Consider the following 25,199-nt stretch of genomic DNA (forward strand, 5'->3'; position numbering starts at 1 on the left):
TATATTAGGAGTGGTAAAAAATGAAGAAGCTTGCAAAAGTAATAGGTGCAACAACATTAGCCGCAACAATGTCTCTAGGTGTAGTGCAGGGTGAAGATGCACTTGCTAAACAGAAGATGGTCAAGGTTCAAAAGCCTTATTATAACTATTCAGGATACACAAGTGGAAATGCTAAATTTGTATTAGATAAAGACTTTGTGCGTGCTGTAAAAGTCAATAATGTGAAGATTAATAAACATAAAGTTGATTTACAACGCATTGTTTCAGGTGTATCAGGTACAGGTTACACAAAAGATGTATATGATCAGAACTATACGTTCTTTAAACAAGGGGACAAAAATCCATATACAGCTACTTTAGGCGTGAAGAACAAAGAGCTGAAAATGAGTAGTGTAAAAAAAGTATATGGTAATGATTATCTATTTAAAGGAAAACTCATATCAGATGGCAATAAAGCTATTCCATCAAAAGTTGATGGTGTATACATCTATAATCTGAATGGTAACGCTATACAGTTTGTTGTTGAAAAAGGATATGTACAGAAAATAATACTTGGTCATGTCGGAATGGCTTAATTAAGGGTGGAGATGAATCTCCGCTCTTTTATTATGAAAAATAAGAGTATTAAGGATGATAACATTGTAAGAGAGATTTCTATTGATGCCTTAATTACAGGATATGTTAATATTGATTTATATACTATATAAAATATGTATTTTTGTTAATGTATTTAAGTAATTTAATTAAGGAGTATCGTATATGAAATCATTTTTCCAATATTATAAACCATATAAAGGTCTGTTTATGCTGGATTTCGGTTCTGCAGTGTTTGTTGGAGTTTTAGAACTTGTCTTTCCACTGATTACGAGTCTTTTCATCGATAAGCTGTTACCGACAAAAGACTGGAATATGATTGTGCTCGGTGCAATAGGACTATTTCTTGTGTTTTCCTTTGTTACAGTTCTTAAGTTTATCGTCACGTATTGGGGACATAAGCTTGGAACAAATATAGAACGTGATATTCGTAATGAACTTTATCGTCATCTTCAGCGATTAAATTTCGGATTCTTCGATAACAATAAGACAGGGAAACTTATCGGTCGACTCACAAATGATTTGATGGATATTGGGGAACTTGCGCATCACGGTCCAGAGGAAGTGTTTGTCGCTGTAATGACAGTTATTGGGGCACTTCTCATTATGCTCACGATTGATGTGAAGCTTGCGCTTATTACATTCTGTATCGTACCGGTGATATTTATCTTAACAATTTATTTCAACAAAAAGATGACAACACAATTCCGCAGATTATTTGGCAATGTTTCTCAGTTTAATGATGTTATTAGCGAAAGTATCGGTGGTATTCGTCTTGTACAAGCATTTGCTAATGAACGCTTTGAAGAGAAGCGCTTCCTACAGACAAACGAAGACTTCCGTGCAACGAAATTAAAAGCATATAACTTTATGTCATGGAATAGTTCGATTGGTTATCTGGCACAGAAATTTACGTTGATTATTGTATTGATTCTTGGATGTTATTTCGTATTGAATAATGCAATGAGTTACGGAGAGTTTGTAGCATTTATTATGATTACGGATATATTATTTAAGCCGCTTCAATCGATTAACTTGATTATTGAATTGTTTCCAAAAGGGATTGCAGGGTTTAATAACTTTCAGGAACTGATGAAGACAACAACAGATATTAAAGATGCACCGAATGCGATTGCGTTTGAAGGCACACCTCAAGTGATTTCATACGAAAATGTAACATTTAAATATGGTGATAAGACAATACTTGACGATTTATCATTTACAATAAATCGTGGTGAAAAGATTGCTTTAGTTGGTCCAAGTGGTGGAGGTAAAACGACAATTTGTTCGATGTTACCAAGATTTTACGATCCGGTTGATGGACGTATCACAATTAACAATGTAGACATTAAACAGATGACACTTGAATCTTTACGCAGCAAAATTGGGCTTGTACAACAAGATGTGTTCTTGTTCAGTGGTACGTTAAGAGACAATATTGCTTATGGAAATTTAGAAGCAACGGATGAAGAGATTATGGATGCAATAACTAAAGCGCAATTGAAACCATTCATTGATACACTTCCAGAAGGGATACATACAATTGTTGGTGAACGTGGAACGAAACTTTCAGGAGGACAGAAACAACGTGTGTCAATTGCACGTATGTTCTTAAAGAATCCGGAAATTATTATACTTGACGAAGCAACAAGTGCGTTAGATGTTGAAACTGAGAATCGAATACAATCAGCATTTAAACAGTTATCTGAAGGTAGAACGACATTAACCATTGCACATCGACTTTCAACGATAAGAGACGTAGATCGCATCTTTTATATTGAAGATGGCCATATTGCAGAGATGGGTAGTCATGAGGAACTCATTAATCTGAAAGGAAGATACTACAAGCTACAACAAGCTCAATATGCGCAAGTGCTGGGATAAATATTTTTTAAAGAGAGTGTGTCAATAGACACACTCTCTTTTCTTGATACCTATCAATGTTTAATATTTTGAAACTTGTTACATTACAAGTAAGAACAGGAGGTAATTAAAATGCAACGTTTCATTATGAAAAGTAAAGATTACATTATGGTATTGTGCGGTATATTAATTGTTGTTGGATTGATAGCAGAATTTGTGCTTAAAGTTCAATTAATTTCTGAAATATTACTAGGTTTAGCATCGATTCTTGCTGTATCACCAATTTTGATACAAGGATATCATTCTTTACGTGTGAAGGTGATTAGCATTGATGTTTTGGTCTCTGTGGCTGTATTAGGTGCATTGCTAATTAGGAACTTTGAGGAGGCAGCAATTGTATCATTTCTATTTTTACTGGGTGCATTTTTGGAAAAACGCACGTTAAAAAAGACAAGATCAGCTATACAGTCGCTCGTTACACTTGTGCCTGAAAAAGTAGTAATCTTACGAGAGCATGGCAAGACTGAAACTATCGATATTGATGATGTCGCAACTAATGATATTTTATTAGTAAAAACAGGAGACAAAGTGCCGGTAGATGGTCATGTTGTTTATGGAAGCGGTGCATTGAATGAAGCAAGTATTACAGGTGAATCAAAATGGGTTCAGAAGAGCTTAAATGATAAAGTATACGCTGGAACAATAGTTGAGAATGGAACTATTCGTATTCTAACTGAGACAGTTGGAGAAGATACATTATTCGGTAAAATAATTGAACTTGTTGAAGAAGCACAAGATTCAAAATCAGCAGCAGAAAAATTCATTGACCGTTTTTCAAAATATTATACACCATTTGTACTATTACTAGCTGTAATCGTTGGGATTTTGACGAGAGATGTGGCATTAGCAATTACTATCCTGGTATTAGGCTGTCCAGGAGCATTAGTAATTGGTGTACCAGTCTCAAATGTAACCGGTATTGGAAATGGAGCCAAACATGGTGTACTTCTGAAAGGCAGTGAAATGATAAACGACTTTAGTAAAGTAGATACAATTGTTTTTGATAAAACAGGAACTTTAACTGAAGGCAATCCTACCGTTGCCTATAAAAAAATTATTGGTGAAAATAAACAATCTATATTATCTTACCTTTATAGTATTGAACATGAGTCGAATCATCCACTCGCAAAAGCAATTTTAAATGATATCGGAAGTCAGAAAATAGTTCGTTTTGATAAAGTTGATGTAATTAAAGGAAAAGGTATTGTGGCTTATAGCGGCGATAAGAAAATTATTCTAGGAAATTTAAGTTTAATGCATAATTATGATGTTGAAATCAATAATAATAATCGTGAAAAAATAAATAAATTAATTGAATCCGGTCAATCAATAGTGCTTATGGCAATTAATAAGGAGTTGGAAGTAATGATCGGTATTCAAGATCAATTAAGACACGATGTAAAACGAAATTTATTACAACTTAAACATCAAGGAGTAAAAAAATTAATCATTTTATCGGGAGATAATCAAGGAACAGTGAATCGTGTAGCTGAGCAACTACCGATTGATATTGCATTGGGCGGGATGTTACCCGAAGATAAAGCTGAATATATAAAGATGTTACAACATAAAGGAGAAAAAGTTGCATTTGTAGGAGATGGTATTAATGACAGTCCATCACTAGCAACTGCAAATATTGGTATTGCGATGGGCGGCGGAACAGATGTAGCAATTGAAACTTCAGATGTCGTACTTATGCATTCTGCAATGGAGCAATTATCCTATGCTCATGGGTTAACTAAAAAGATATCCAATAATATGAAGCAGAATATCATTATCGCACTCGGAGTTGTATTAGTATTATTGTTAAGTTTAATATTCGCTGAATGGATGAATATGACAATTGGAATGTTGGTTCACGAGGTGAGCATTATCGTTGTTATATTAAATGGTATGCGATTAATGCGCTATCGAAATAATACCAAACTTGATAGATATCAAGTTAATAATAAGCAAAAGGCGATATAATTGAACTAAATCATATAAAGGAGTGAACGGATATGAAAGCAACAATTCAACTAGAAACATTGTCTTGTCCATCATGTATTCAAAAGATAGAAGGTGCAGTTAAAAGTGTGTCAGGAGTAAACAAAGACTCTTTAAAGGTATTGTTTAATGCGAGTAAAGTAAAAGTAGATTTCGATGAACACATAACAGAAGTTGAGTCAATCAATTCAGCAATTCAAAACATGGGTTATGAAGTAATTAGTTCGAAAGTGAAATAATAATATGTTATTTTAAACATAACAGTAATGGAGGTGAAAAGATGAAGTGTCATCATCATTTTTGTGTAGAAAGAGTGCCGCTATTTAACCATTTGTCGTATGAAGAACAGGAAATGATCAATAATTTAGTTACACATCACCACTTTAAAAAAGGAAATACCATCTTTTCACCAGAAACTGAACCACAACTATCATTAGTTGCACAAGGTGTAATGAAAGTCTATCGATTATCATCGAATGGTAAAGAACAATTGCTGCGTATTGCAGAAGTCGGAGATTTTGAAGGAGAAAATTTTGTGTTAGGTGTTAACAATGAAAGCCTATATGGTGAAGCAATCACTGATACAGAAATCTGTGTATTAAAACAGAGTGATTTTCAAAATTTACTTCTACAGTACCCTAACATATCACTGAAATTACTTACAATTAATGCTATGAAGATGGAAGAAGTTGAAAAACAAACACAATTCTTAACGATGGAAAAGATAGAAGAACGACTAGCATTATACTTGTCATATCTTCATAAAACATCAGATTCATCTTACATCGAAATACCCATGAAAATGAAGGAACTTGCCGCTTTTTTAGGGACAAGTCCCGAAACAGTGTCTAGAAAATTTAAATTATTAGAAGATAAAAATATTATTGAAAGAGATAATAAACTGATTAAAGTAATTGATGAAAAAAAACTATATAATTTTCAATGACTATATTAAACATATAGTCATTTTTTATTGTTCTTTTACAATGGATATTGTATTGTTATATTTTGGTTAGAATAAATTCGGAGGTCTTTATGAATCAATATTTACAACGAGAATGGCTAGATAAACCATTTCAAAATATATTAGCGGGTATTGTTGTATCTCTCGCTTTAATCCCTGAAGTTATCGCATTTAGTGTTATTGCTGGAGTAGACCCTATGGTCGGATTATATGCATCATTTATTATTGCGGTGACGATTGCTTTTACAGGTGGCCGATCAGCAATGATATCAGCAGCAGCTGGTGCGATTGCATTATTGGTATTCCCGCTTGTTAAAACCTATGGGGTCGATTATTTACTTGCAGCAACAATCTTAATGGGTATCCTTCAAGTGATATTTGGCATGCTTAAAGTCGGTAAATTGCTTAAATATATTCCAAATACAGTGATGATGGGATTTGTTGATTCACTAGCAATCTTAATATTTAGCTCTCAGTTACAACATATATTCGGACTGACAGGTGTTACTTATGTATTTGCGATTGTTACAATTGCGATTGTTTATATCGTTCCGAGGTACTTTACGAAGATACCGGCACCGCTCATCGCAGTGCTATTGCTAACAATCATTTCAATTATGACAAATGCCGATGTTAGAACAGTGGGTGATCTTGGAGAAATTAAACGTACTTTACCACATTTCTTTATTCCGAATGTACCATTTAATCTGGAAACTTTATTGATTATATTGCCATATAGTTTATCGATGGCTGTTGTGGGACTTGTAGAAAGTTTACTTACTGCAAAGATTGTCGATGATGCACTGGAAAATGAAAGTGATAAAAATGTTGAATCTCGTGGACAAGGCATTGCTAATATCGTTGCTGGATTTTTCGGTGGTATTGGAGGGTGCGCAATGATCGGTCAATCTGTAATGAATTTGAAGTCAGGCGGCACAACAAGATTGTCATCGTTAGTTGCAGGTAGTTTTTTAATGTTTTTGATCATTGTGTTAGGGCATTATGTGATTCAGATCCCAATGTCTATTCTTGCAGGTATTATGGTTGTAGTATCCTTTAGTACGTTTGACTGGGGAAGTTTCAAATTCTTACGCAATGCTAAAGCTACAGATATTATCGTAGTACTTGTTACAATTATACTTGTTTTAGCAACGCATAATTTGGCGATTGGAGTTATTGTAGGCAGTATGATTAACTTTATCTTTAATAGAAATGATTATCTTAAGCAAACGGAAGAGGTGTAGAGATGTATCAGTCAGTAGTTATAGCGGTGGATGGTTCTGATAATAGCTTCAGAGCAGCGAAAGAAGCATTGAAGATAAATGCTATGAAATATACATTATTAAGTATCGTTTCACATGAAGATTCAAAAGATGCAGTACTGCATAGTGAAACAAGCAGTGTTGATCAAAGAAAATCTTTAATTCAACCCATTATAGAAGAATATCAGAATAATGATATAACATATGAAGTTCGCATAGAACATGGGGTACCGAAAGATACGATTATTCAAATAGGAAATACGCATGAATACGATTTACTTGTGATTGGAACGCGTGGTCTTAACGCATTTCAGGAAATGGTGATGGGAAGCGTCAGTCATAAAGTAGTGAAAGAAGTAAATATACCGGTGATGGTTGTGAAATAAAATGAGTAAGCTAACTTTTAGAGCGTTAGCTTATTTTTTTATAGAATTTTTCAAATCTTATATATTGACACATACCCCTTATGGGTATAAAATAGAACTAAATTAATACCTGATAGGGGTATATGAGAGGATGATAGTATGGAGCATCAACATACAGTAACACCAAGAACTGAAGAAGAAAAAGAAAAGATGTTAAAACGTTTAAAGCGTATTGAGGGACAAGTTCGTGGTATTCAGAAGATGATTGAAGAGGATCGATATTGTGTTGACATATTAATTCAAATTAGTGCAATAGAAAGTGCATTGAAGCAAGTAGGTTTCTCCGTAACAGAACGTCATATGAATCATTGTGTGAGTGATGCAATTAAAAAAGGTGAAGGTGCCGAATCAATTGATGAATTAATGAAAGTACTTCGCCAATTTGGAAAGTAGGTGGCAATATGAAAGACGTTACATTACCCATAGAGGGTATGACTTGTGCAGCGTGTTCTACTCGAATAGAGAAAGTACTCAATAAAATGGACGGTGTAGATGCAAAGGTTAATTTGACGACTGAAAAAGCCAGCATACAATACGATTCTGATAAGGTAAGTATAGAAGACATATCACAAAGAATTGATAAGTTAGGTTATAAAGTAAAACCTGAACATATTGAGCTTGATGTTATGGGTATGACTTGTGCAGCGTGTTCATCAAGAATTGAAAAGGTACTGAATAAACAGCCGGAAATTAAGAATGCTACTGTTAATCTTACGACAGAAGAAGCAACAATCGATTATTATCCAGGAAATATGGATACACAAATGATTATCGAACGTATTCGTAAGCTAGGTTACGATGCAAAACTTAAAAGTTCGGATGAAAATAAGGCATCAGCGAAAGCGGATGAATTGAAGAAGAAAAAGATTAAACTCATTATCTCAGCTTTATTATCATTACCGTTATTACTAACAATGTTAACGCATCTGTTTGGTATCCATTTGCCGCATATCTTTATGAACCCGTGGTTCCAGTTAGCGTTTGCTTTCCCGGTACAATTCATTATTGGCTGGCAGTTCTATGATGGAGCCTATAAAAATTTACGAAGTGGCGGAGCGAATATGGATGTGCTTGTTGCATTAGGTACAAGTGCTGCATTTTTCTATAGTGTTTATGAAGGGTTGAAGACAATTAATAATCCAGATTACATGCCACATCTATATTTTGAAACAAGCGCAGTATTAATTACATTAATATTGTTCGGTAAATATCTTGAAGCAAGAGCGAAGTCACAGACAACGCATGCATTATCTTCATTACTTAATTTACAGGCAAAAGAAGCAAGAGTGATAAGAGACGATAAAGAGATAATGATACCTGTAGAAGACGTTATCGTTGGAGATACATTAATCATCAAGCCGGGTGAGAAAGTACCGGTTGATGGTGAAATTATTAAAGGTCATACATCTATAGATGAATCGATGCTTACAGGCGAATCGATTCCTGTCGAGAAAACTATCGGAGCAAATGTCTTTGGAGCAACGATGAATAATAATGGTAGTATTACAATTCGTGCAACGAAAGTGGGTCGTGATACCGCATTGCAATCTATCGTGAAGATCGTTGAGCAGGCGCAAGGTTCAAAAGCGCCTATCCAGCGTCTTGCTGATATTATTGCAGGATACTTTGTACCAGTAGTGATAGGGATTGCGATTATAACATTTATTATCTGGATGATATTTGTGACACCTGGTCAGTTTGAACCAGCATTAGTGGCTGCCATTGCGGTGCTTGTTATTGCTTGTCCTTGTGCTTTAGGACTAGCTACACCAACATCTATTATGGTTGGTACCGGACGTGCAGCTGAAGCAGGCATTCTTTTTAAAGGCGGAGAACACTTAGAAAGAACACATGAAATTGATACGATTGTATTGGATAAAACAGGTACGATTACAAAAGGTGAACCTGAAGTAACTGATTTTACAGGCGATGAATTAACGCTACAATATCTTGCAAGTAGTGAAAAAGCTTCTGAACATCCATTAGCAACCGCAATCGTAAAATATGCAAAAGAAAAAAATATAGAATTATTAGAAACTAGTCAATTTAATGCAATACCTGGCCATGGTATTGAAACAGTTATCGATAACCATACCATACTCATCGGTAACAGAAAGCTAATGACAGATCATCATATTGATATTGATTCAAGTATCAATCGAATGCAGCAATTTGAAGCAGAGGGTAAAACGGCCATGCTGATTGCTATCGATAATGAGTTACGTGGTATTGTAGCAGTATTAGATACAGTGAAAGATACTGCGAAACAAGCTATAGAAGAAATGAAAGCAATGGGCTTACAAGTTGTGATGCTGACTGGAGATAATGCCATTACAGCAACCGCAATCGCGAAATCTGTTGGTATTACAGAAGTCATTGCTGAAGTGCTGCCAGAACAAAAGTCTGATAAGATTAAGGCACTGCAGGATGAAGGAAGAAAAGTTGCTATGGTAGGAGACGGCGTCAATGATGCGCCAGCGCTTGCGTTAGCGGATATCGGTATCGCAATTGGCACAGGTACAGAAGTCGCGATTGAAGCAGCTGATGTTACGATTCTAGGCGGAGAGCTTACACTAATACCTGAAGCGATTAAAATTAGTCACGCAACAATTAAAAATATAAAACAAAATTTAGGATTCGCATTTGGATATAATATTCTTGGTATACCAGTTGCAGCCTTAGGATTACTTGCACCATGGATAGCAGGCGCTGCTATGGCTTTATCATCAGTAAGTGTTGTGAGTAACGCCTTAAGACTAAAAACTGTTAAAATAAAATAGAACATATAAAATACTAAAAAGTGAGGGAATTATTATGAAAACAATTCTTAAAGTAGAAGGTATGACATGTTTACATTGTAAAGAAGCGGTAGAAGGTGCAGTAAATAAATTAGATGGTGTTAAATCAGCTGCAGTTGATTTAGAAGCAGCAAATGTAACAGTTGATCACGAAGAATCAGTAACTGTTGAAACAATGAAAGAAGCCATCGAAGATCAAGGATACGATGTAGTTAAATAATAGATTAATAAGTATCATGTTCCGTTATGGAATGTGATACTTTTTTTATTACTTATTTATTAACATTTATATGGATGAATTATCAATAACACATCAAAATTTGATATGCTAAAGATAAGTATAAAGAATGAGGATATCTACTATGATTGAATTTAAAAATATATCAATGCAGTTTAAAGATACAATAGCTATCGATAATTTAAATCTTATCATTAGCTCAGGTGAGTTTGTCAGTATACTTGGACCGTCAGGATGTGGTAAGAGTACTACTTTATTTATGCTTGCAGGATTACTACAACCTACAGCAGGAGAGATTATCATAGACGGTAATGATGTAACGCATTTAAAGGCTGATGCACGCAATATTGGTATGGTATTTCAGGATTATGCGCTTTATCCACATATGACTGTCTTCAATAATATTGCCTTTCCACTGAAGATGAAGCGATTATCGAAACGTGAGATAAAAGAAAAAGTAGAATATGCTGCAAAGCTAGTAGAAATTGATGCATATTTAAACCGTTTACCAAAAGAACTATCTGGTGGACAACAGCAACGTGTTGCAATAGCACGAGCTATTGTTAGAGAACCAGAAATATTATTGTTAGATGAACCTTTATCAAATTTAGATGCAAGATTAAGAGTATCAATGCGTGAGGAAATCAGAGCGATACAACAGCGTTTAAATATTACGACGTTATTTGTTACGCATGATCAGGAGGAAGCCTTGAGTATAAGTGATAAGATTGTCATGCTGAACGAAGGAAAAATGATGCAATACGATACACCATATAACATGTATCATCATCCAAAACATGTGTTTGTTGCAACTTTCATCGGACGTCCACCTATGAATATATTGAAATTAGATAAACAGCAATCAAAGCAGTTAAATCCAAATCTAAATATCGATACCGATACAATGATCGGTATTCGCCCGGAACACATTATCATCTCAGAGCAAGGTTATCCCGTGACTATTAAACGTGTTGAACTATTAGGGAAAGATATCGCTGTTACAGCTGAGGATGCACAACATAGGCAGATAAAATATTATACAAATACTAATCCGTTAATAGGAAATAAAGTATATTTAACAGCTGCTTTAGAAAATATTCACCTCTTTGATTCATATGGCAATCGCTAATAACGCCTCTCATACTTTAGACCTATATTGATTGGAATGAATTGACAAATAGAGGTTGTGGAAGTAGTATTAATGAGTAATGAATTTATCTAAATAGGAGAGATTACGATGACAACAAAAATGATCAATAAATTAATCGCAACTGCAGCTGTTTCTACAGTTTTATTAACAGGAGTAAATGTTGCTAAAGCAGATACAGTAACGACAACTAAAACAACAACAACAACTACTGTAGTGACAACAGTTACAAAAACTGATGAAGTAAAAAGTGGAGCAATCAAAGCAGGTACAACTACGACTACAACTAAAGCGACACCAACAAAAAGTGCTACGAAAGTAACAGAACCTTATTATAACTATAATGGTTATACTTCTCGTAACGCTGATTTCGAATTAGATAAATACTTCGTACAAGCATTAAACTACGGTAACTTTAAATTAAATAATTTATCAGTTACTAAAACACCGACTATTCAATCTAAACCGGTTAAATCTATGGTAAATGATACTGTAGTTTACAAAACTAAAGGTGTAATTACATCTATGAGTTTCCCAGTTAAAAAAGGAGTTATTAAAAAAGCTGATTTCTTAAAAGCACATGCTGCAAATACTTTAATTAGTGATAAAACTTCAAAAAGCAAGAATTCAGTAGCAACTTTCAAAACAAAAGTTGGATCTTACTCAGCAAACTTTGATAAAGCGGGATACTTAACTTCAGTTAAAATCAATCCATCAGTTGTAACTTATACAAAATAATAATAAAGAAATAGGGAGACGAATATTCGTCTCCCTGTTTCTTTATATTTTTATTTATGAACTGCAATATGCTTTGCAGTAGATTTATGCGTTGCGAGAACAGTAACTTTAGCGACAATCGTTGAAATCATCACAGCACTAATGAACCATGTTGCAAAACCAACCATTATACTGAGTGGCCAGTTAGAAGTTGTACTTAACATTCCCCATGTAGCAAGAATTGAACATAGACAACCGGACATACCAAATATTGCACCACGACAAACGTGACTAGCAAGTTCATCACCATATTCAAAACCTGCAATGAGCATTGATAATAAGAAGACAGCAGGAAAAGTAGCGAATATACCGCCAAAGTCTTTCCATGGTATAATACACGACACGAAATAACTGAATGCTACTGTAGAACCACCGATTAAGAATTTAAGCATTAATACTTTTGGTTTCATAGAGAGGACTTCCTTTTACATATTTTTTAATACAAATAATGCGCATGAAATAACGAACCAACACCCGACAGAGAAGGCAGCACCTTTTTTAAATCCATGTTTCGTTACATAGATTGAAGTGAGTGCGACAGTAAAGATACAACTTGTTATGCCCATGATTGCACCGCTGCTTAAATTCATTGAAGCATTAACTAATTCATCGCCGCTATGGTCAACTGATAAAGAAAGAATCGCTGCCAGGAATACAGCAGGCATTGTAGCGATAATACCACCGAGCTTACCACCGACTTTACCTGCGATGATTGAAGCGGCAGTTACTGCAATACCACCAATGATAAAGCGCAACAACAAACCGGTAAATGAAATACCGAACATATAGATCATCTTCTTTTCTAAATTTAACGTGATTTATTTCACATATTAAGATACGCCCATTCTGTGTTGTTGTAAATAGATAGCATTTATATATCATAGGATTGTCACAATTGAATAAAATAGGAACAACCCTCACCTATGAATAAGTGAGGGTTGTCTGTTTAAACTTCTGTATTCTCAACTACAGCGTGTTTATCATTAAATATATTTTTATTGAAGTTTCCTAAGAATTTAGAAGTTAATGTTCCTGAAAGCATACTACCATTTACATTAAGCGCAGTACGTCCCATATCAATTAATGGTTCAACTGTGATTAATACCCCTGCAAGTGCAATTGGTAATCCCATCGATGATAGAACGATGATAGCAGCAAATGTTGCACCACCACCAACACCGGCTACACCGAATGAACTAATCGCTGTGATAATCGCTAATTGAACGATAAATTCAGGTGAAAGTGGATTAATACCAGCAGTTGGTGCAATCATTACTGCAAGCATTGCAGGATAGATACCGGCACAACCGTTTTGACCCATCGTCGCACCAAATGATGCTGACATATTTGCTGTTGCATCATCTACACCTAAAGCGTTTTTTTTGTGCTGCGATATTTAAAGGAATTGTTCCAGCACTAGAACGAGATGTGAAAGCAAATGCTAATGTTGGGAAAACCTTTTTTAAATATTGAATTGGATTTAATCCTGTTAATGTAATGATAAGTAAATGAATGATGAACATTGTTCCTAAAGCAACATAAGATGCTAATACGAATTTACCCAGTTCGACTATACCCGCGAAGTTTGTACTTGCAATCATATTTGCCATTAATGCAAGTACCCCGTAAGGTGTTAAGCGTAAGATGATTGTTACAAGTCGCATTACAACAGCAAATACAGCATCAACCATGTTTGTAAACATAGCAGCATGTTCCGGTTGTTTTCTTCGAACCCCAAGTACTGCAATGCCAACTAAGAATGAGAAGATAACGACAGCGATTGTTGAAGTAGGTCTTGCACCTGTCATATCCATAAATATATTGCTCGGAATAAAATTGACGATACGTTGTGGCATTGTCTTTTGTTCCATCGTATCGTAACGTTCTTGAATTTCAGTACCACGTGTCTTTTCGTCTTGACCAATGCTAATATCTTCTGCGTTTAAATCAAATAATAACGCTGATGCGATACCGATTGTTGCGGCAATTAAAGTTGTAGTAATCAATATTCCGATTACCCAGCTGGCCATCTTACCAAGTTGATCCGTAGTATTTAAATTAATGATAGAACGGATGATAGATACCATTACAAGTGGCACAACAATTAACATTAATAGCTGAACGTAACCACTACCGACAATACTGTACCAATCTAGCGTACCTAAAGTTACTTTAGAATCAGTACCGTAAGCAAATTGAAGTCCGATTCCCAACAAAATCCCTAAAATCATACCTGTGAAGACGCGTTTAGAGAAAGAAATATGTTTCTTGTTCATGAATATAAGTATTCCTATGAGAATACTAAGAATTAAGACATTTAAAAAAATAAACCCGTTATCCATTGGTTTATACCTCCATAAATAGTGAATTTGATTGTACTTTAGGATAACATTGACTGTAATGATAAAACAATAGCATTCGTAAAAATTACGTAATTAGACAAAATTAAATTTCTTAAAGTAGGTGTAAAGGCATGAATGAAATCCATAAGGTATATGCTTTTGCTCGTGAAATCGAGCAGTTAAAAACGATTCAAAGAAAAAGTGATACGTTAGATGGAAGATATGAAAATAGTGCTGAACATTCATGGCAGGCAGCACTTGTTGCGATGCAGTTTGAACAGTTCTATCCTGAACAAGTAGACATTAATCAGGTGATCAAGATGCTATTGGTTCATGATTTAGGTGAAATCTATGCAGGAGATACATGGGTATTTGATGACCAGGCGAAAAGTGACTCGTTTGATAGAGAACTTGAATCTCTGAAGAAAGTAGTTTCAATGTTAGATGAAGATGATCAGAAGGTCATAATAGATTTATGGACTAACTTTGAGCGTGGTGATAATCATGACGCAAAGTTTGCGAGAGTGATTGATGCATTAATCGCTTTGATTAATCTGTATGAAGTAAGTGAAGAGAATTACAATCCATATAATCTGACTAAATCACAGGTGACAAATAAAAAGATATTTATTAAGAATGATGCGCCAGCAATCTGGGAACTCGCTGAAGAAATTATTGAGAAGTGTGTTCGGAAAGGATTGTTGAGGGATGCGTGAGTTCGATGCGATACGTTCTGCAGAAATTGAATACCATGATGCTTTTTATAAATCTACGAAATTATATGAACCTGGTAGTTGGATAGGAAAGCCAGTCGCAAACGTAATGGAAGCATTTGAAATGATAGACAGCTCAAAACCACTAAAGATTTTGGATTTAGGTAGTGGTGTTGGTAGGAACGCGATCGCCATTGCACAGATGTCGATAGATGGCACAGTTATAGATTGTGTTGATTTACTGCCATCAGCAATTGAAATACTTAATGACAATGCTAAAGCGTATCATGTTAAAGATAAAATTAATGGAATTGTATCTACTATTGAAGATTATCAAATCAATAAAGAATATGATTTCATCATTGGTGTTTCAACACTTGAACATGTCAATGATGAAGCGGCGTTTAAAAAAGTATTAAAAAATATAAGAAATCATCTCGTAATCAATGGTGTTGCCTGTTTAATTATTAATTCTGAAGTTCAAGAAAAAGATATCGAAACAGGAGAATTATTAGTACCGCAGTTTGAAGTGAATATGCTGACAAAGGATATGCAGAAATTAGTTCATGATATTTTTGTGGGATTTGAATTTGTTAAAGAAGAAATAAAATTATTGAATTACAGAATTAATCGTGCAGGTAAGGATGTTAATTTAAGTACGAATGCAGTGACATTTATTATTAGGAGGACGATATGATAATAGAAGGTAAAGAAATTCATTTCGGTATAGACAAACCGGTTCCTTATTTCCAGGTAAGCGATGAATACAGAGTTCGATTTGGTTATGAAATGATGAAGGGAAGTTTAATAAAGCAAATACTTACGGACACATATTCTGATGATAATTTTGATATGGAGTTTTTATTGAGGGTAATTGAAGGTCATTATATTCAAAATGAAAAAACGAATTTAGGTCGTTATTTCAAAATTACAAATTGGAAAGAAGTATTTCATAAAGGTGCTGAAGAGGTTGATTACATCAATGTAATTGTAAAAGGTATTGAGCTCAAACCATTGATAAAATATATAACGAAAGTCATTTGTGGGAATGAAAGAGAGTCATTTATTATATTTTATAAATCAGATAAAATCATTTATGTAAGTAATGATGTAATCGATATTGTCAGTCATGATACGAAGTTTATTGAAGTAATGAAGAAAAAATATGAAGGTATTTATGACACGTATTGGGTAGGTAGACCTAACGACGAATAAAATACTGGCAATGAACACATATAAATCGCGTTTATAAACATTTATAACCAAATTTAAGTCATTCCATAAGGGATGACTTTTTATTGACGTTTTTACAGATTTCCCATAAGCTAATAAAAATCGAAAAATTTAGATAATAAGAAAAGAGGACAGACATGAACAGACTATCTATTAAAATTGATGAGCGTATTGAACTGGTACAAGCAGAAATATTTCATGGGGAAGATTTGTATAATGTGATTGATCAAAATAGAGAGCACCTAAGAACATTTTTGACTTTTATAGATATCATCACTGAACCTGCACATGAAACTGCATTTATTAAAAAGATGATGAATGAGTTTGCGCAAGGGACGGGACGTTTATTTTTGATATTTGTTGATGGAGAGTTATCTGGAACGCTAGATTTACATGCGATTAATCAAGGATTTAAGAAGGCGGAAATCGGTTACTGGTTGAAAGAAGATTTAAATGGTCAAGGGATTATGACGAAATCAGTAATTGCTTTATGTGATTTTGCATTCAATCAAATGGGTTTGAACAAACTATCGATCAGTGCTGATGTTGACAATATTGGTAGTAATAAAATTGCAGAGAAATCTGGATTTGAGTTTGTTGGTATGGATAAACAGGATGTTTTATTATACGGTGAATTTAGAAACATGAATCGTTATGCTTTATTGAAGGAAGATTTTAAGCGATAGACTGACGATTTTGTGAATGTTTGTGAGAAAGGTCCCAGCATTAATTTGTAAGGTGTATATTAAATGTATCTTATATAATGAGGTGTACTATGATAAATTTCGAACTTACTAATGAAATAAAATCAATACTGACAAATATTCAAAGTAATAAGGAAGATCATTCAGTTGCTAACTTAGAAAAATATTCGTTGGTTGATTTCTTAATCGCTGTTATACAAATACATTATACGGAAGGTATTTCTTCAATAGAAGAAATTCATAAATTGATTGATATGTATAATTGTCATATGAACGAAATGATACAGGAAGTATATATTTCACTTGACGATGATCATCCGTTAAATATTATGAAAAGAGAAAATGATACATTCATTACTGTTTTAGAACGTATGGAAAAGAAATTGACGATTGTAGCATCTAAAAAAGACAGTTCAATGCTTGAAGAAGATTTAAAAATAATAGGTGCATTATATGCACATTATAACCGTAAAGAAAAATTGATATTTCCGATATTAGAACGAAAACAAGTTTATACATTACCAAGAAAGATTTGGGCACTTGATGATGATAATCGCGCTACTTATCATCAATTCAAAAACCGTCTAAAACGAATTGATGAAATTGAGTTTAAGCATATTAGAAAATCGTTTGATACGTTAAATAAAGGTATGAAGCAAATGATATTGCATGAGGAAGACATTCTTATTCCTTTAATTCAGGAATTATTTACAGCACAGGAATATGAAGTTATCGCCAATGAAAGTAAAGCATTTGGTTATGCAGTAGATGTTAAATCAGTATGGTCTGATAAAGATAAAGTATATCCAACAAAAGAAAAGAAAAGTGAAGATAAAAATCAAAACATTAAAATAGGTGGCGGTTACTTAACCTTGAAAGAAGCGGAATTAATACTTAATAATATTCCGTTAGAACTGACATTTGTTGATAAGAATGGATTATTTAAATACTTTAATGAAATTACTGAATCTGTGGATATGATGTTTATTCGCACACCGATTTCTATTGGTAGAAGTGTAGCGAATTGTCATCCACCGAAGAGTTTGAAGAAGATGATGCAAGTTATGCGTAAACTTAAAAATAGAGAGCAGGAAACTGTGACAATGTGGTTTAAGAAAGGTGAAGAATATATTTATGTAACATACAAAGGCGTCTTTGATGAAAAAGGTGAGTATCAAGGAATTCTTGAATACGTTCAGGATATTCAGCCGTTCCTGGATTTGCCGAGTGTCGTTAAACGTGATATTTAAAAGGGGTGTTAGTATGCATGTTGAAATGATGTTTATCGGAAAACCGAAACAACTAGGTAGTGAAGAAGCTTCAGATAAATTAAATCAGTCATGGATTTCAGCTATCAATCGAGATGCCGTTTCAAGTGGAAACCTGACCGAACATGGCTTTGAAGATGATGAAGTTGCGGATAAAAAGCATCATGGTGGTGTAGACAAAGCTGTATTTTGCTATGCAATCGAACATTATCCGTTATGGCGAAATGAATTGAGTAAAGATATACAACCAGGTGGTTTTGGTGAAAATCTCAGTGTTACACATATGAATGAACAAACAGTATGTCTAGGTGATATCTATCAAATTGGTAATGCACTTCTTCAAGTTACGCAACCACGTAAACCATGCTGGAAGCCGGCAAGAAAATATCGAGAAATAGAATTATCTAAGATCACTGAAGAAAATGGTAGAACTGGTTGGTACTTAAAAGTGCTTCGTCCTGGAGTAGTGAGTGTAAATAATAAAATTGAGTTAATTGAAAGATGTTATCCAGAGTGGACGATTGAAAAGTGTAATGAAGTGATACATTTTTCTGATGATTTAAGTCTAGTGAAGGAATTATCTGAAGTTGAAGTTTTGGCTGACTCATGGAAAGTCAGTTTAAAGAAAAAACTATCAGGAGAAATTGAAGACAAGACACATAGATTATATGGACCGAATATTTAGTGGGTGATATGATGGGAAAATTTATTATTTTAAGAGGTAATTCAGGAAGCGGTAAAACCTCAACTGCTAAATTACTGCAAGAAGCTCTAGGTGAAGGGACGATTCTTATTTCTCAGGATTTATTGAGAAGAGAAATGTTACGTGTTAAAGATAAGGTTGGTAATATTTCGACTGAATTGATGAGAACAATGATTGAATTTGGTATGGAACACTGTAAATATGTTGTAGTAGAAGGAATATTAACACGTCGTAAACATGGAGATATGTTGATAGAGATGGTTAATAAATATAATGATGCATCTTACGTTTATTACTTTGATATTCCATTTGAAGAGACTTTGCGTCGCCATCAATATAAACAAAATGTTGAATTTGGTGAAGATGAAATGCGTCAATGGTTCCTGGACAAAGATTATTTAGGAGTAGAAGGAGAATTTATTATTACGGAAGAATTGTCTCAAAAAGATATAATTGAGATGATAAAAGAGCAAGTGATGTAAGAAGCAGATTATAGCGGGATTTGAAGGAAATAATTAAAGATTTCGCTAAAATTATGGAATAATAGCGGAATCTGCTCGAAGAAACTAAAGATTCCGCTAAAACGTGTGAGTAATAGCGGTATCGAGCTATAAAAGATTAAGATACCGCTAAAACTAAGGAGAGATAACATGATTCGATTTGATAATGATTATTCAACTGGTGGACACCCGTTAATTCTAGAACGTTTAGTAGAAACAAATGATGAACAGCACCCGGGATATGGCGTTGATGACCACTGCACGCGCGCAGCTGAATTAATAAAAGAACATTGTAGTGGAGATGTTGATGTTCACTTCTTAGTTGGTGGTACACAAACTAACAAGACAGTGATTGCATCAATGCTACGTCCTCATCAGGCTGTCATTGCAGCCGATTCAGGGCATATCGCAGTTCACGAAACAGGTGCAATCGAAGCAACGGGTCATAAAGTGATTACAATTCCGGGTATCGATGGGAAGTTACGTCTGGAAGATGTAGAAAATTATGTTGAAGATTATTGGAATGATGTGACATTCGAACATATTCCGCAACCGAAGATGGTCTATATCTCGCAACCAACTGAATTTGGGACATTATATTCTAAGCAGGAGTTAACGGATTTATATGATTTCTGTAAACAAAAAAATATGTACTTAATGGTTGATGGAGCACGTTTAGGTTATGCATTAGCGGCTAAGGAAAATGATGTAACGATTAAAGATCTTTCTGAACTCAGTGATGTATTCTATATCGGTGGCACTAAAGTAGGCGCACTATTTGGAGAAGCAGTAGTGTTTACTAATGATGCATTAAAATCTGATTTTAGATATTTCATTAAACAAAACGGTGGAATGCTTGCAAAAGGTAGATTGCTCGGTATTCAATATGAGGTACTCTTTGAAGACAACTTGTATGAAGCAATTTCAAAACATGCCGTTGAACATGCCGATAAATTGACGAAAGCATTTGAAGAAAAGGGTATACAAATGAAATATCCATCACCTACGAATCAAAGATTTCCAATATTAACGAAAGCGCAGATTGAAACACTTCGTGAGAAATATACATTTGCTGATTGGGAGAAAATTGATAACAATTTGTTTGCAGTACGCTTCTGTACGAGCTGGTCAACAAAGCGTGAAGATGTGGATACATTAATTCAAGATATTAAAGCACTTTAAGGAGGAACTTATGAATCATTGGGATGATAAGTTTAAAGATGACACATATCTATATGGTGAGGAAGCGAATCAATTTGTTAAAGAACAATTTCAAGATAAAGGTAAAGGATCAATTGCATGTTTTGCTGAAGGTGAAGGGCGTAATGCAGTATATTTAGCGCAATTAGGATATGATGTTGCTACATTTGATTATTCTAAGGAAGGTTTAAAGAAGACAGAAAAATTAGCAGAGAAGTTTAATGTACATGTGGAAACTAACTTAAAGGATCTTACAGTTGAAGAAGCAGTAGATAAAGCGCAATTTGACAATGCTGTAATGATCTTTGGTCACGTTGAAGAAGATAAACAACAAGTATTATTTAATAATATGATTCAGTCCGTTAAAGCTGAAGGGAAAATATACTTTGAATTATACGCAAAAGCTCAGATTGATTATGGCACAGGTGGACCAAAAGATATTTCTATGTTGTATGATTTAGGGAACGTTAAAAAATATAGTGAATCTAACGATGTTAATATTATCGAACTCGCTGAAAAAGAAGTTGTGCGACACGAAGGTGATAAACATAATGGAAAATGTCGTGTTATTCAAGGTATATTGGAAAAACAATAATGAATTTGCATTACTCAAAATGGGTAATGCAATTTTTATTTATCTTTTGCTTTATATGATATTTACTGCTACGATTTTAATCATTAAAACAATCGAGGTGTATTTATGAACATTGCTATTATTGGATTGGGTGTAATCGGTGGGACTTTCGCCAAAGCAATTCGTGCAAGCTATGGACAAAGGCATCGTATAATGGCAATCGATGTAAATCATGAGACTTTGAATATGGCGATAGCTGATGGGGTCATTGATGTTGGTGAAACGAGTAATCAGTCCATCCTGAGTGAAGCTGATCTGGTTATTTTTGCGATATACCCTAATATGATAAAGGATTTTATTCTTTATCATCGAGATAATTTCAAAGATGGCGCAACGTTAACAGATACTGCTGGCGTAAAGTCGGTGGTGATGAAAGATGTGGAAGAAATACTACCTCATAATGTTTCTTTTATTTTCGGTCATCCAATGGCGGGCCGAGAAAAGAAAGGATATGCATACGCAGATGCTAGTGTATTTCAAGACGCAAACTATGTCATCACGAAGTCAGATTTGAATTCAAATCAAGAGTTAGAAGCATTTAAACAATTTTTATATCCGCTCGGTTTTAAACGTATCACAGTTACAGATGCTGTGATGCATGATGAGATGATTGCACATACGAGTCAGTTAACGCATGCAATTGCCGTGTCGTTAATCAACAGTGATGATAGATTGGATGAAACGATAAAATTTATCGGTGATAGTTATCGTGATCTTACGCGTATTGCTAATATGAATGAATCTCTCTGGCCGGAATTATTTAGCCATAATAAAGAAGCTTTACTGGATAATATGGAGCGTTTTGAAGATGCATTTACTACTTTGAAAGAAGCGGTTAAAAATGATGACTTGAAGGTGATGGAGAGCATTTTCAAAGCATCAAGTCATCGCAGAATTCGCTTGGAACAAAGTGATATGAAGAAGTGAATATCATAACTTTTTGAGTCTATTTTCAGTTTTGAGGTAAACGATAATAACTGTAATCAGTAATAAAATAATAGATGCAATTGAACTTTGCTCTTCATAGCCTATAGTTATTTCAATCAAGAGTTGAACAATGCCGATGATGAGTAAGATTGGGCACAGTTTTTGGATAAGTTTTGTAGAATATTCCTGCGCCAATTGCCAATGTCTTTCACTTTGTAGAGACCTTGGTGTACGGTATCCGGCAAAGTAGTTTGGTTTATCGGTAAGGATTGTTTTATAGAGAAGCGTGTCAATAATATATAATGCGATAGCCATAATAATTGTAATCATATTAGCACCTCCGTTTTCTTGATGATAACAGTTTATAAAATTTATTTCTATTTTCTTTTTATTATAATCATGCTATTATATTAAATAATTTAATAACAATTTGTTTACACGAAGAGAGTAATATTGATTTGTTCATAAGTAGCGAGCTATAGAAGGTGGAAGTATAGCATGATAATTGATATGAAGCGCACTTCGTAAATGATATGTTGAACTTATAGTAGGGATATCCGGTGGAAACATCGTTAACAATCATTGAGTATGTCTGTTGACATGAACAAGAGTGGTACCGTGAATCTAGCATTCGCCTCTTTTTTTAGAGGTGGATGCTTTTTTATTTTATAAATTTTTAGGAGGAGAATAGATGAAACATTTATTAGCTAATATTTTAAGAAAAGAAATTGAAGTATTGAGTGAAACTGAAATATTAAAGTTGATTGAATATCCGAAGCATGCGCATCAAGGAGATTTATCATTCCCATGTTTTACGTTAAGTAAGCATCTGAAGAAGAGTCCAATGATTATTGCACAGGAAATAAGCGAGCGTTTGAATGATGAACAAATTGATAAAGTTGAAGTTGTGAATGGCTATTTAAATGTATATTTTAATAAACAAACACTAGGAACAAATGTTATTCAGGAAGTATTGCGCGATAAAGAAAGCTTTGGTGCTCAAAATATTGGTCAAGGTAAAGTGATAACGATGGATATTTCTTCACCGAATATCGCCAAACCTTTCTCGATGGGGCATTTAAGATCAACTGTTATCGGTAATGCAGTAGCCAATATTACAGAGAAATTAGGTTTTAAACCAGTAAGAATAAATCACCTTGGAGACTGGGGAACGCAGTTTGGTAAATTGATTGTAGCTTATAAAAAGTGGGGGAATGAAGCTGACGTTAAAGCAAACCCAATACCTGAATTATTCAAGCTATATGTTAAATTTCATGACGAAGCAGAACATGACGAAGCTTTAAATGAAGCGGGAAGAACGGCATTTCTAAAACTAGAGCAAGGTGAAGCGGAGCATGTAAGACTCTGGACATGGTTCAGAGAAGTTTCGCTGCAATCGTTTAATGAGATATATGCACGTCTTGGTGTTTCTTTCGATTCGTATAATGGAGAAGCATTTTACAATGACAAGATGGATGCTGTCGTAGAAAAGTTAGAAGCATTAAACTTACTCGTTGAAGATCAAGGTGCAGAAATAGTGAAACTTGATGATATGCCGCCAGCGCTGATCAAGAAAACGAATGGCTCAACTTTGTATATTACAAGAGATTTAGCAACAGCAATCTATAGAAAAGAAAGGTATGATTTTTCTGAGTCATATTATTTTGTAGGTAATGAACAGTCACTTCATTTCAAACAATTGATAGCAGTATTAAAGATGATGGGTTATGAGTGGGCGGAAAATATGGAGCACATATCGTTTGGTATGATCTTAAAAGATGGCAAAAAGATGTCTACGAGAAAAGGGAAAGTTATCTTTTTAGAGGAAGTGCTGGATGAAGCGGTGAATATGGCGAAACAAAATATAATCGCGAAATCAAATGAGATTGAAGACATTGATAAAGTAGCTAAACAAATTGGTATTGGTGCTGTAATATTTAATGACCTGAAATACGATCGTCAAAACGATATTGAATTTGATTTAGAAGATATGTTAAAAGCTGAAGGCAATACGTGTTTATATCTTCAATATACAAACGCTAGAATCCATGCCATTGTTAGAAAGAGTGGACTGGAAACAACTCACATTAAAGTGAATGAAATAGATGATGTGGCATGGGATATCGCTAAAGATTTAATGATGTTTGAAGAAGTCATCTATAATGCATATGTAAAGCAATCTCCTGCAGAGATTGCTAAGTATTTACTGCAGCTTGCACGTCACTTCAATAGTTATTATGCGAATGTAAGAATATTAGATGAGACAGCAATGATGGAAAATAGAAAAGGTTTATTATTAGCAGTTTCTATCGTAATAGAAGAAGGATTAAGCTTACTAGGTATTGAGACACCGAGAGCACTTTAATATATTTATAGCGTTGAATGAAACTTCACTAAAATGATATATCCTCATCAAACATTTCATCAAGAATTTTAGTATAATGTGGATATTATCATATTTAGGAGGATATCTCTTGAGGTTATTATTATTATCCGTTGGAGTTATTTCGACCATCCTCGGATTTGTTGGTACATTTTTACCGCTCTTACCAACGACACCATTCTTATTGCTCGCAGTCTTCTGTTTTGCGAGAAGTTCAGATAAGTTTCATAATTGGTTAGTGCGAACAAAAATTTATAAATCTTACGTTCAGGAGTTTTATGAACGTGGTGGCTATACATTGAAGAAAAAGTTTCAGTTATTATTAAGCGTCGTTATTGTTGTAGGGATTTCGATTTATTTAGTGGATAATATTTATGTAAAAATTGGACTTAGTGTAATGCTGTTGATGCAGGCAATTGTTTTGTTTACGGTAATAAAGACGTTAGATGAATAAAAGCTTATGACAAATTTGTCATAA

The 25,199-nt window shown here is 34.2% G+C and carries 26 protein-coding genes, 2 pseudogenes and 1 other annotated feature; of the genes and pseudogenes, 24 read left to right on the forward strand and 4 right to left on the reverse strand.

Annotated elements, in window-relative coordinates:
• The first annotated feature begins 20 nt into the window (after positions 1 to 20).
• The 12 genes and pseudogenes from isaB (KFV12_RS02035) (at position 21) to isaB (KFV12_RS02090) (ending at position 12,075) form a co-directional block, all read left to right on the forward strand.
• Complete coding sequence (isaB, locus tag KFV12_RS02035; RefSeq protein ID WP_111717222.1) at positions 21 to 575, forward strand: immunodominant staphylococcal antigen IsaB family protein; 555 nt, start codon at positions 21 to 23, stop codon at positions 573 to 575.
• 184 nt (positions 576 to 759) lie between these two features.
• Positions 760 to 2,478, forward strand: coding sequence for an ABC transporter ATP-binding protein (locus KFV12_RS02040; RefSeq protein ID WP_111717224.1), 1,719 nt, complete (start codon positions 760 to 762; stop codon positions 2,476 to 2,478).
• A gap of 111 nt (positions 2,479 to 2,589) precedes the next feature.
• A complete protein-coding gene (locus KFV12_RS02045; protein WP_111717226.1) occupies positions 2,590 to 4,485 on the forward strand; it encodes a heavy metal translocating P-type ATPase in 1,896 nt (631 codons plus the stop codon).
• A gap of 32 nt (positions 4,486 to 4,517) precedes the next feature.
• On the forward strand, positions 4,518 to 4,742 hold the full coding sequence (locus KFV12_RS02050; RefSeq protein ID WP_111717228.1) for a heavy-metal-associated domain-containing protein: 225 nt from the start codon (positions 4,518 to 4,520) through the stop codon (positions 4,740 to 4,742).
• 41 nt (positions 4,743 to 4,783) lie between these two features.
• On the forward strand, positions 4,784 to 5,449 hold the full coding sequence (locus tag KFV12_RS02055; protein WP_111717230.1) for a Crp/Fnr family transcriptional regulator: 666 nt from the start codon (positions 4,784 to 4,786) through the stop codon (positions 5,447 to 5,449).
• A gap of 89 nt (positions 5,450 to 5,538) precedes the next feature.
• Positions 5,539 to 6,672, forward strand: a pseudogene (locus tag KFV12_RS02060) (SulP family inorganic anion transporter); the annotation flags it as partial.
• 41 nt (positions 6,673 to 6,713) lie between these two features.
• Positions 6,714 to 7,115 (forward strand): universal stress protein, encoded by a 402-nt coding sequence (locus tag KFV12_RS02065; protein ID WP_254257157.1) that lies wholly within the window; start codon positions 6,714 to 6,716, stop codon positions 7,113 to 7,115.
• Positions 7,116 to 7,253: 138 nt separating this feature from the next.
• A complete protein-coding gene (locus tag KFV12_RS02070) occupies positions 7,254 to 7,547 on the forward strand; it encodes a metal-sensing transcriptional repressor (protein ID WP_099578879.1) in 294 nt (97 codons plus the stop codon).
• Between the two features lie 8 nt (positions 7,548 to 7,555).
• Positions 7,556 to 9,934: a heavy metal translocating P-type ATPase gene (locus tag KFV12_RS02075; RefSeq protein ID WP_254257158.1), complete on the forward strand. Its 2,379-nt coding sequence runs from the start codon at positions 7,556 to 7,558 to the stop codon at positions 9,932 to 9,934.
• A gap of 34 nt (positions 9,935 to 9,968) precedes the next feature.
• Complete coding sequence (gene copZ / locus KFV12_RS02080; RefSeq protein WP_254257159.1) at positions 9,969 to 10,172, forward strand: copper chaperone CopZ; 204 nt, start codon at positions 9,969 to 9,971, stop codon at positions 10,170 to 10,172.
• Between the two features lie 142 nt (positions 10,173 to 10,314).
• Positions 10,315 to 11,319 carry an ABC transporter ATP-binding protein gene (locus tag KFV12_RS02085; protein ID WP_254257160.1) on the forward strand — a complete coding sequence of 335 codons (1,005 nt, stop codon included), beginning with the start codon at positions 10,315 to 10,317 and terminating at the stop codon, positions 11,317 to 11,319.
• Positions 11,320 to 11,427: 108 nt separating this feature from the next.
• The gene (gene isaB / locus KFV12_RS02090; RefSeq protein WP_111717241.1) at positions 11,428 to 12,075 is read left to right on the forward strand and encodes an immunodominant staphylococcal antigen IsaB family protein; all 648 of its coding nucleotides are present in this window, start codon (positions 11,428 to 11,430) and stop codon (positions 12,073 to 12,075) included.
• Between the two features lie 50 nt (positions 12,076 to 12,125).
• Here the strand turns inward: isaB (KFV12_RS02090) and KFV12_RS02095 are convergent, their stop codons facing one another.
• From KFV12_RS02095 to KFV12_RS02105, 3 genes and pseudogenes are all read right to left on the reverse strand, one after another.
• Positions 12,126 to 12,524, reverse strand: a complete 399-nt coding sequence (locus KFV12_RS02095; RefSeq protein ID WP_254257161.1) for a DUF3147 family protein — start codon at positions 12,522 to 12,524, stop codon at positions 12,126 to 12,128.
• A 15-nt stretch (positions 12,525 to 12,539) separates the two neighbouring features.
• The gene (locus KFV12_RS02100) at positions 12,540 to 12,899 is read right to left on the reverse strand and encodes a DUF3147 family protein (protein WP_254257162.1); all 360 of its coding nucleotides are present in this window, start codon (positions 12,897 to 12,899) and stop codon (positions 12,540 to 12,542) included.
• A 161-nt stretch (positions 12,900 to 13,060) separates the two neighbouring features.
• A pseudogene (locus KFV12_RS02105) lies at positions 13,061 to 14,456 on the reverse strand (L-cystine transporter).
• Between the two features lie 131 nt (positions 14,457 to 14,587).
• Here KFV12_RS02105 and KFV12_RS02110 point away from each other — a divergent pair.
• From KFV12_RS02110 to KFV12_RS02155, 10 genes are all read left to right on the forward strand, one after another.
• Entirely contained in the window at positions 14,588 to 15,172 is a 585-nt protein-coding gene (locus KFV12_RS02110; protein ID WP_254257163.1) for an HD domain-containing protein, read from the forward strand.
• The gene (locus tag KFV12_RS02115) at positions 15,165 to 15,866 is read left to right on the forward strand and encodes a class I SAM-dependent methyltransferase (protein WP_254257164.1); all 702 of its coding nucleotides are present in this window, start codon (positions 15,165 to 15,167) and stop codon (positions 15,864 to 15,866) included. The genes KFV12_RS02110 and KFV12_RS02115 overlap by 8 nt, the downstream gene beginning before the upstream one ends.
• Positions 15,863 to 16,384 carry a hypothetical protein gene (locus KFV12_RS02120; protein WP_254257165.1) on the forward strand — a complete coding sequence of 174 codons (522 nt, stop codon included), beginning with the start codon at positions 15,863 to 15,865 and terminating at the stop codon, positions 16,382 to 16,384. The genes KFV12_RS02115 and KFV12_RS02120 overlap by 4 nt, the downstream gene beginning before the upstream one ends.
• 155 nt (positions 16,385 to 16,539) lie before the next feature.
• Positions 16,540 to 17,088 (forward strand): GNAT family N-acetyltransferase, encoded by a 549-nt coding sequence (locus KFV12_RS02125; RefSeq protein WP_254257166.1) that lies wholly within the window; start codon positions 16,540 to 16,542, stop codon positions 17,086 to 17,088.
• Positions 17,089 to 17,177: 89 nt separating this feature from the next.
• Positions 17,178 to 18,356 (forward strand): PAS domain-containing protein, encoded by a 1,179-nt coding sequence (locus tag KFV12_RS02130; RefSeq protein WP_170122556.1) that lies wholly within the window; start codon positions 17,178 to 17,180, stop codon positions 18,354 to 18,356.
• A gap of 13 nt (positions 18,357 to 18,369) precedes the next feature.
• The gene (locus KFV12_RS02135; RefSeq protein ID WP_254257167.1) at positions 18,370 to 19,059 is read left to right on the forward strand and encodes an MOSC domain-containing protein; all 690 of its coding nucleotides are present in this window, start codon (positions 18,370 to 18,372) and stop codon (positions 19,057 to 19,059) included.
• A gap of 11 nt (positions 19,060 to 19,070) precedes the next feature.
• Positions 19,071 to 19,559, forward strand: coding sequence for a kinase (locus KFV12_RS02140; protein ID WP_254257168.1), 489 nt, complete (start codon positions 19,071 to 19,073; stop codon positions 19,557 to 19,559).
• Positions 19,560 to 19,727: 168 nt separating this feature from the next.
• Positions 19,728 to 20,759 carry a threonine aldolase family protein gene (locus tag KFV12_RS02145; RefSeq protein WP_254257169.1) on the forward strand — a complete coding sequence of 344 codons (1,032 nt, stop codon included), beginning with the start codon at positions 19,728 to 19,730 and terminating at the stop codon, positions 20,757 to 20,759.
• 10 nt (positions 20,760 to 20,769) lie between these two features.
• Complete coding sequence (locus KFV12_RS02150) at positions 20,770 to 21,372, forward strand: class I SAM-dependent methyltransferase (RefSeq protein WP_254257170.1); 603 nt, start codon at positions 20,770 to 20,772, stop codon at positions 21,370 to 21,372.
• A 105-nt stretch (positions 21,373 to 21,477) separates the two neighbouring features.
• A complete protein-coding gene (locus KFV12_RS02155) occupies positions 21,478 to 22,338 on the forward strand; it encodes a prephenate dehydrogenase (RefSeq protein WP_254257171.1) in 861 nt (286 codons plus the stop codon).
• A gap of 3 nt (positions 22,339 to 22,341) precedes the next feature.
• Here the strand turns inward: KFV12_RS02155 and KFV12_RS02160 are convergent, their stop codons facing one another.
• The gene (locus KFV12_RS02160) at positions 22,342 to 22,668 is read right to left on the reverse strand and encodes an SdpI family protein (protein ID WP_239241976.1); all 327 of its coding nucleotides are present in this window, start codon (positions 22,666 to 22,668) and stop codon (positions 22,342 to 22,344) included.
• Between the two features lie 94 nt (positions 22,669 to 22,762).
• Positions 22,763 to 22,980, forward strand: a binding site (T-box leader).
• Positions 22,981 to 23,029: 49 nt separating this feature from the next.
• Here KFV12_RS02160 and argS point away from each other — a divergent pair.
• Together argS and KFV12_RS02170 are read left to right on the forward strand one after the other, a co-directional pair.
• Entirely contained in the window at positions 23,030 to 24,703 is a 1,674-nt protein-coding gene (gene argS / locus KFV12_RS02165) for an arginine--tRNA ligase (protein ID WP_254257172.1), read from the forward strand.
• A gap of 109 nt (positions 24,704 to 24,812) precedes the next feature.
• Complete coding sequence (locus tag KFV12_RS02170; protein WP_111717279.1) at positions 24,813 to 25,175, forward strand: YbaN family protein; 363 nt, start codon at positions 24,813 to 24,815, stop codon at positions 25,173 to 25,175.
• The last annotated feature ends 24 nt before the right edge of the window (positions 25,176 to 25,199 follow it).

The organism is Macrococcus epidermidis (assembly GCF_024205965.1).
Classification (GTDB): domain Bacteria; phylum Bacillota; class Bacilli; order Staphylococcales; family Staphylococcaceae; genus Macrococcoides; species Macrococcoides epidermidis.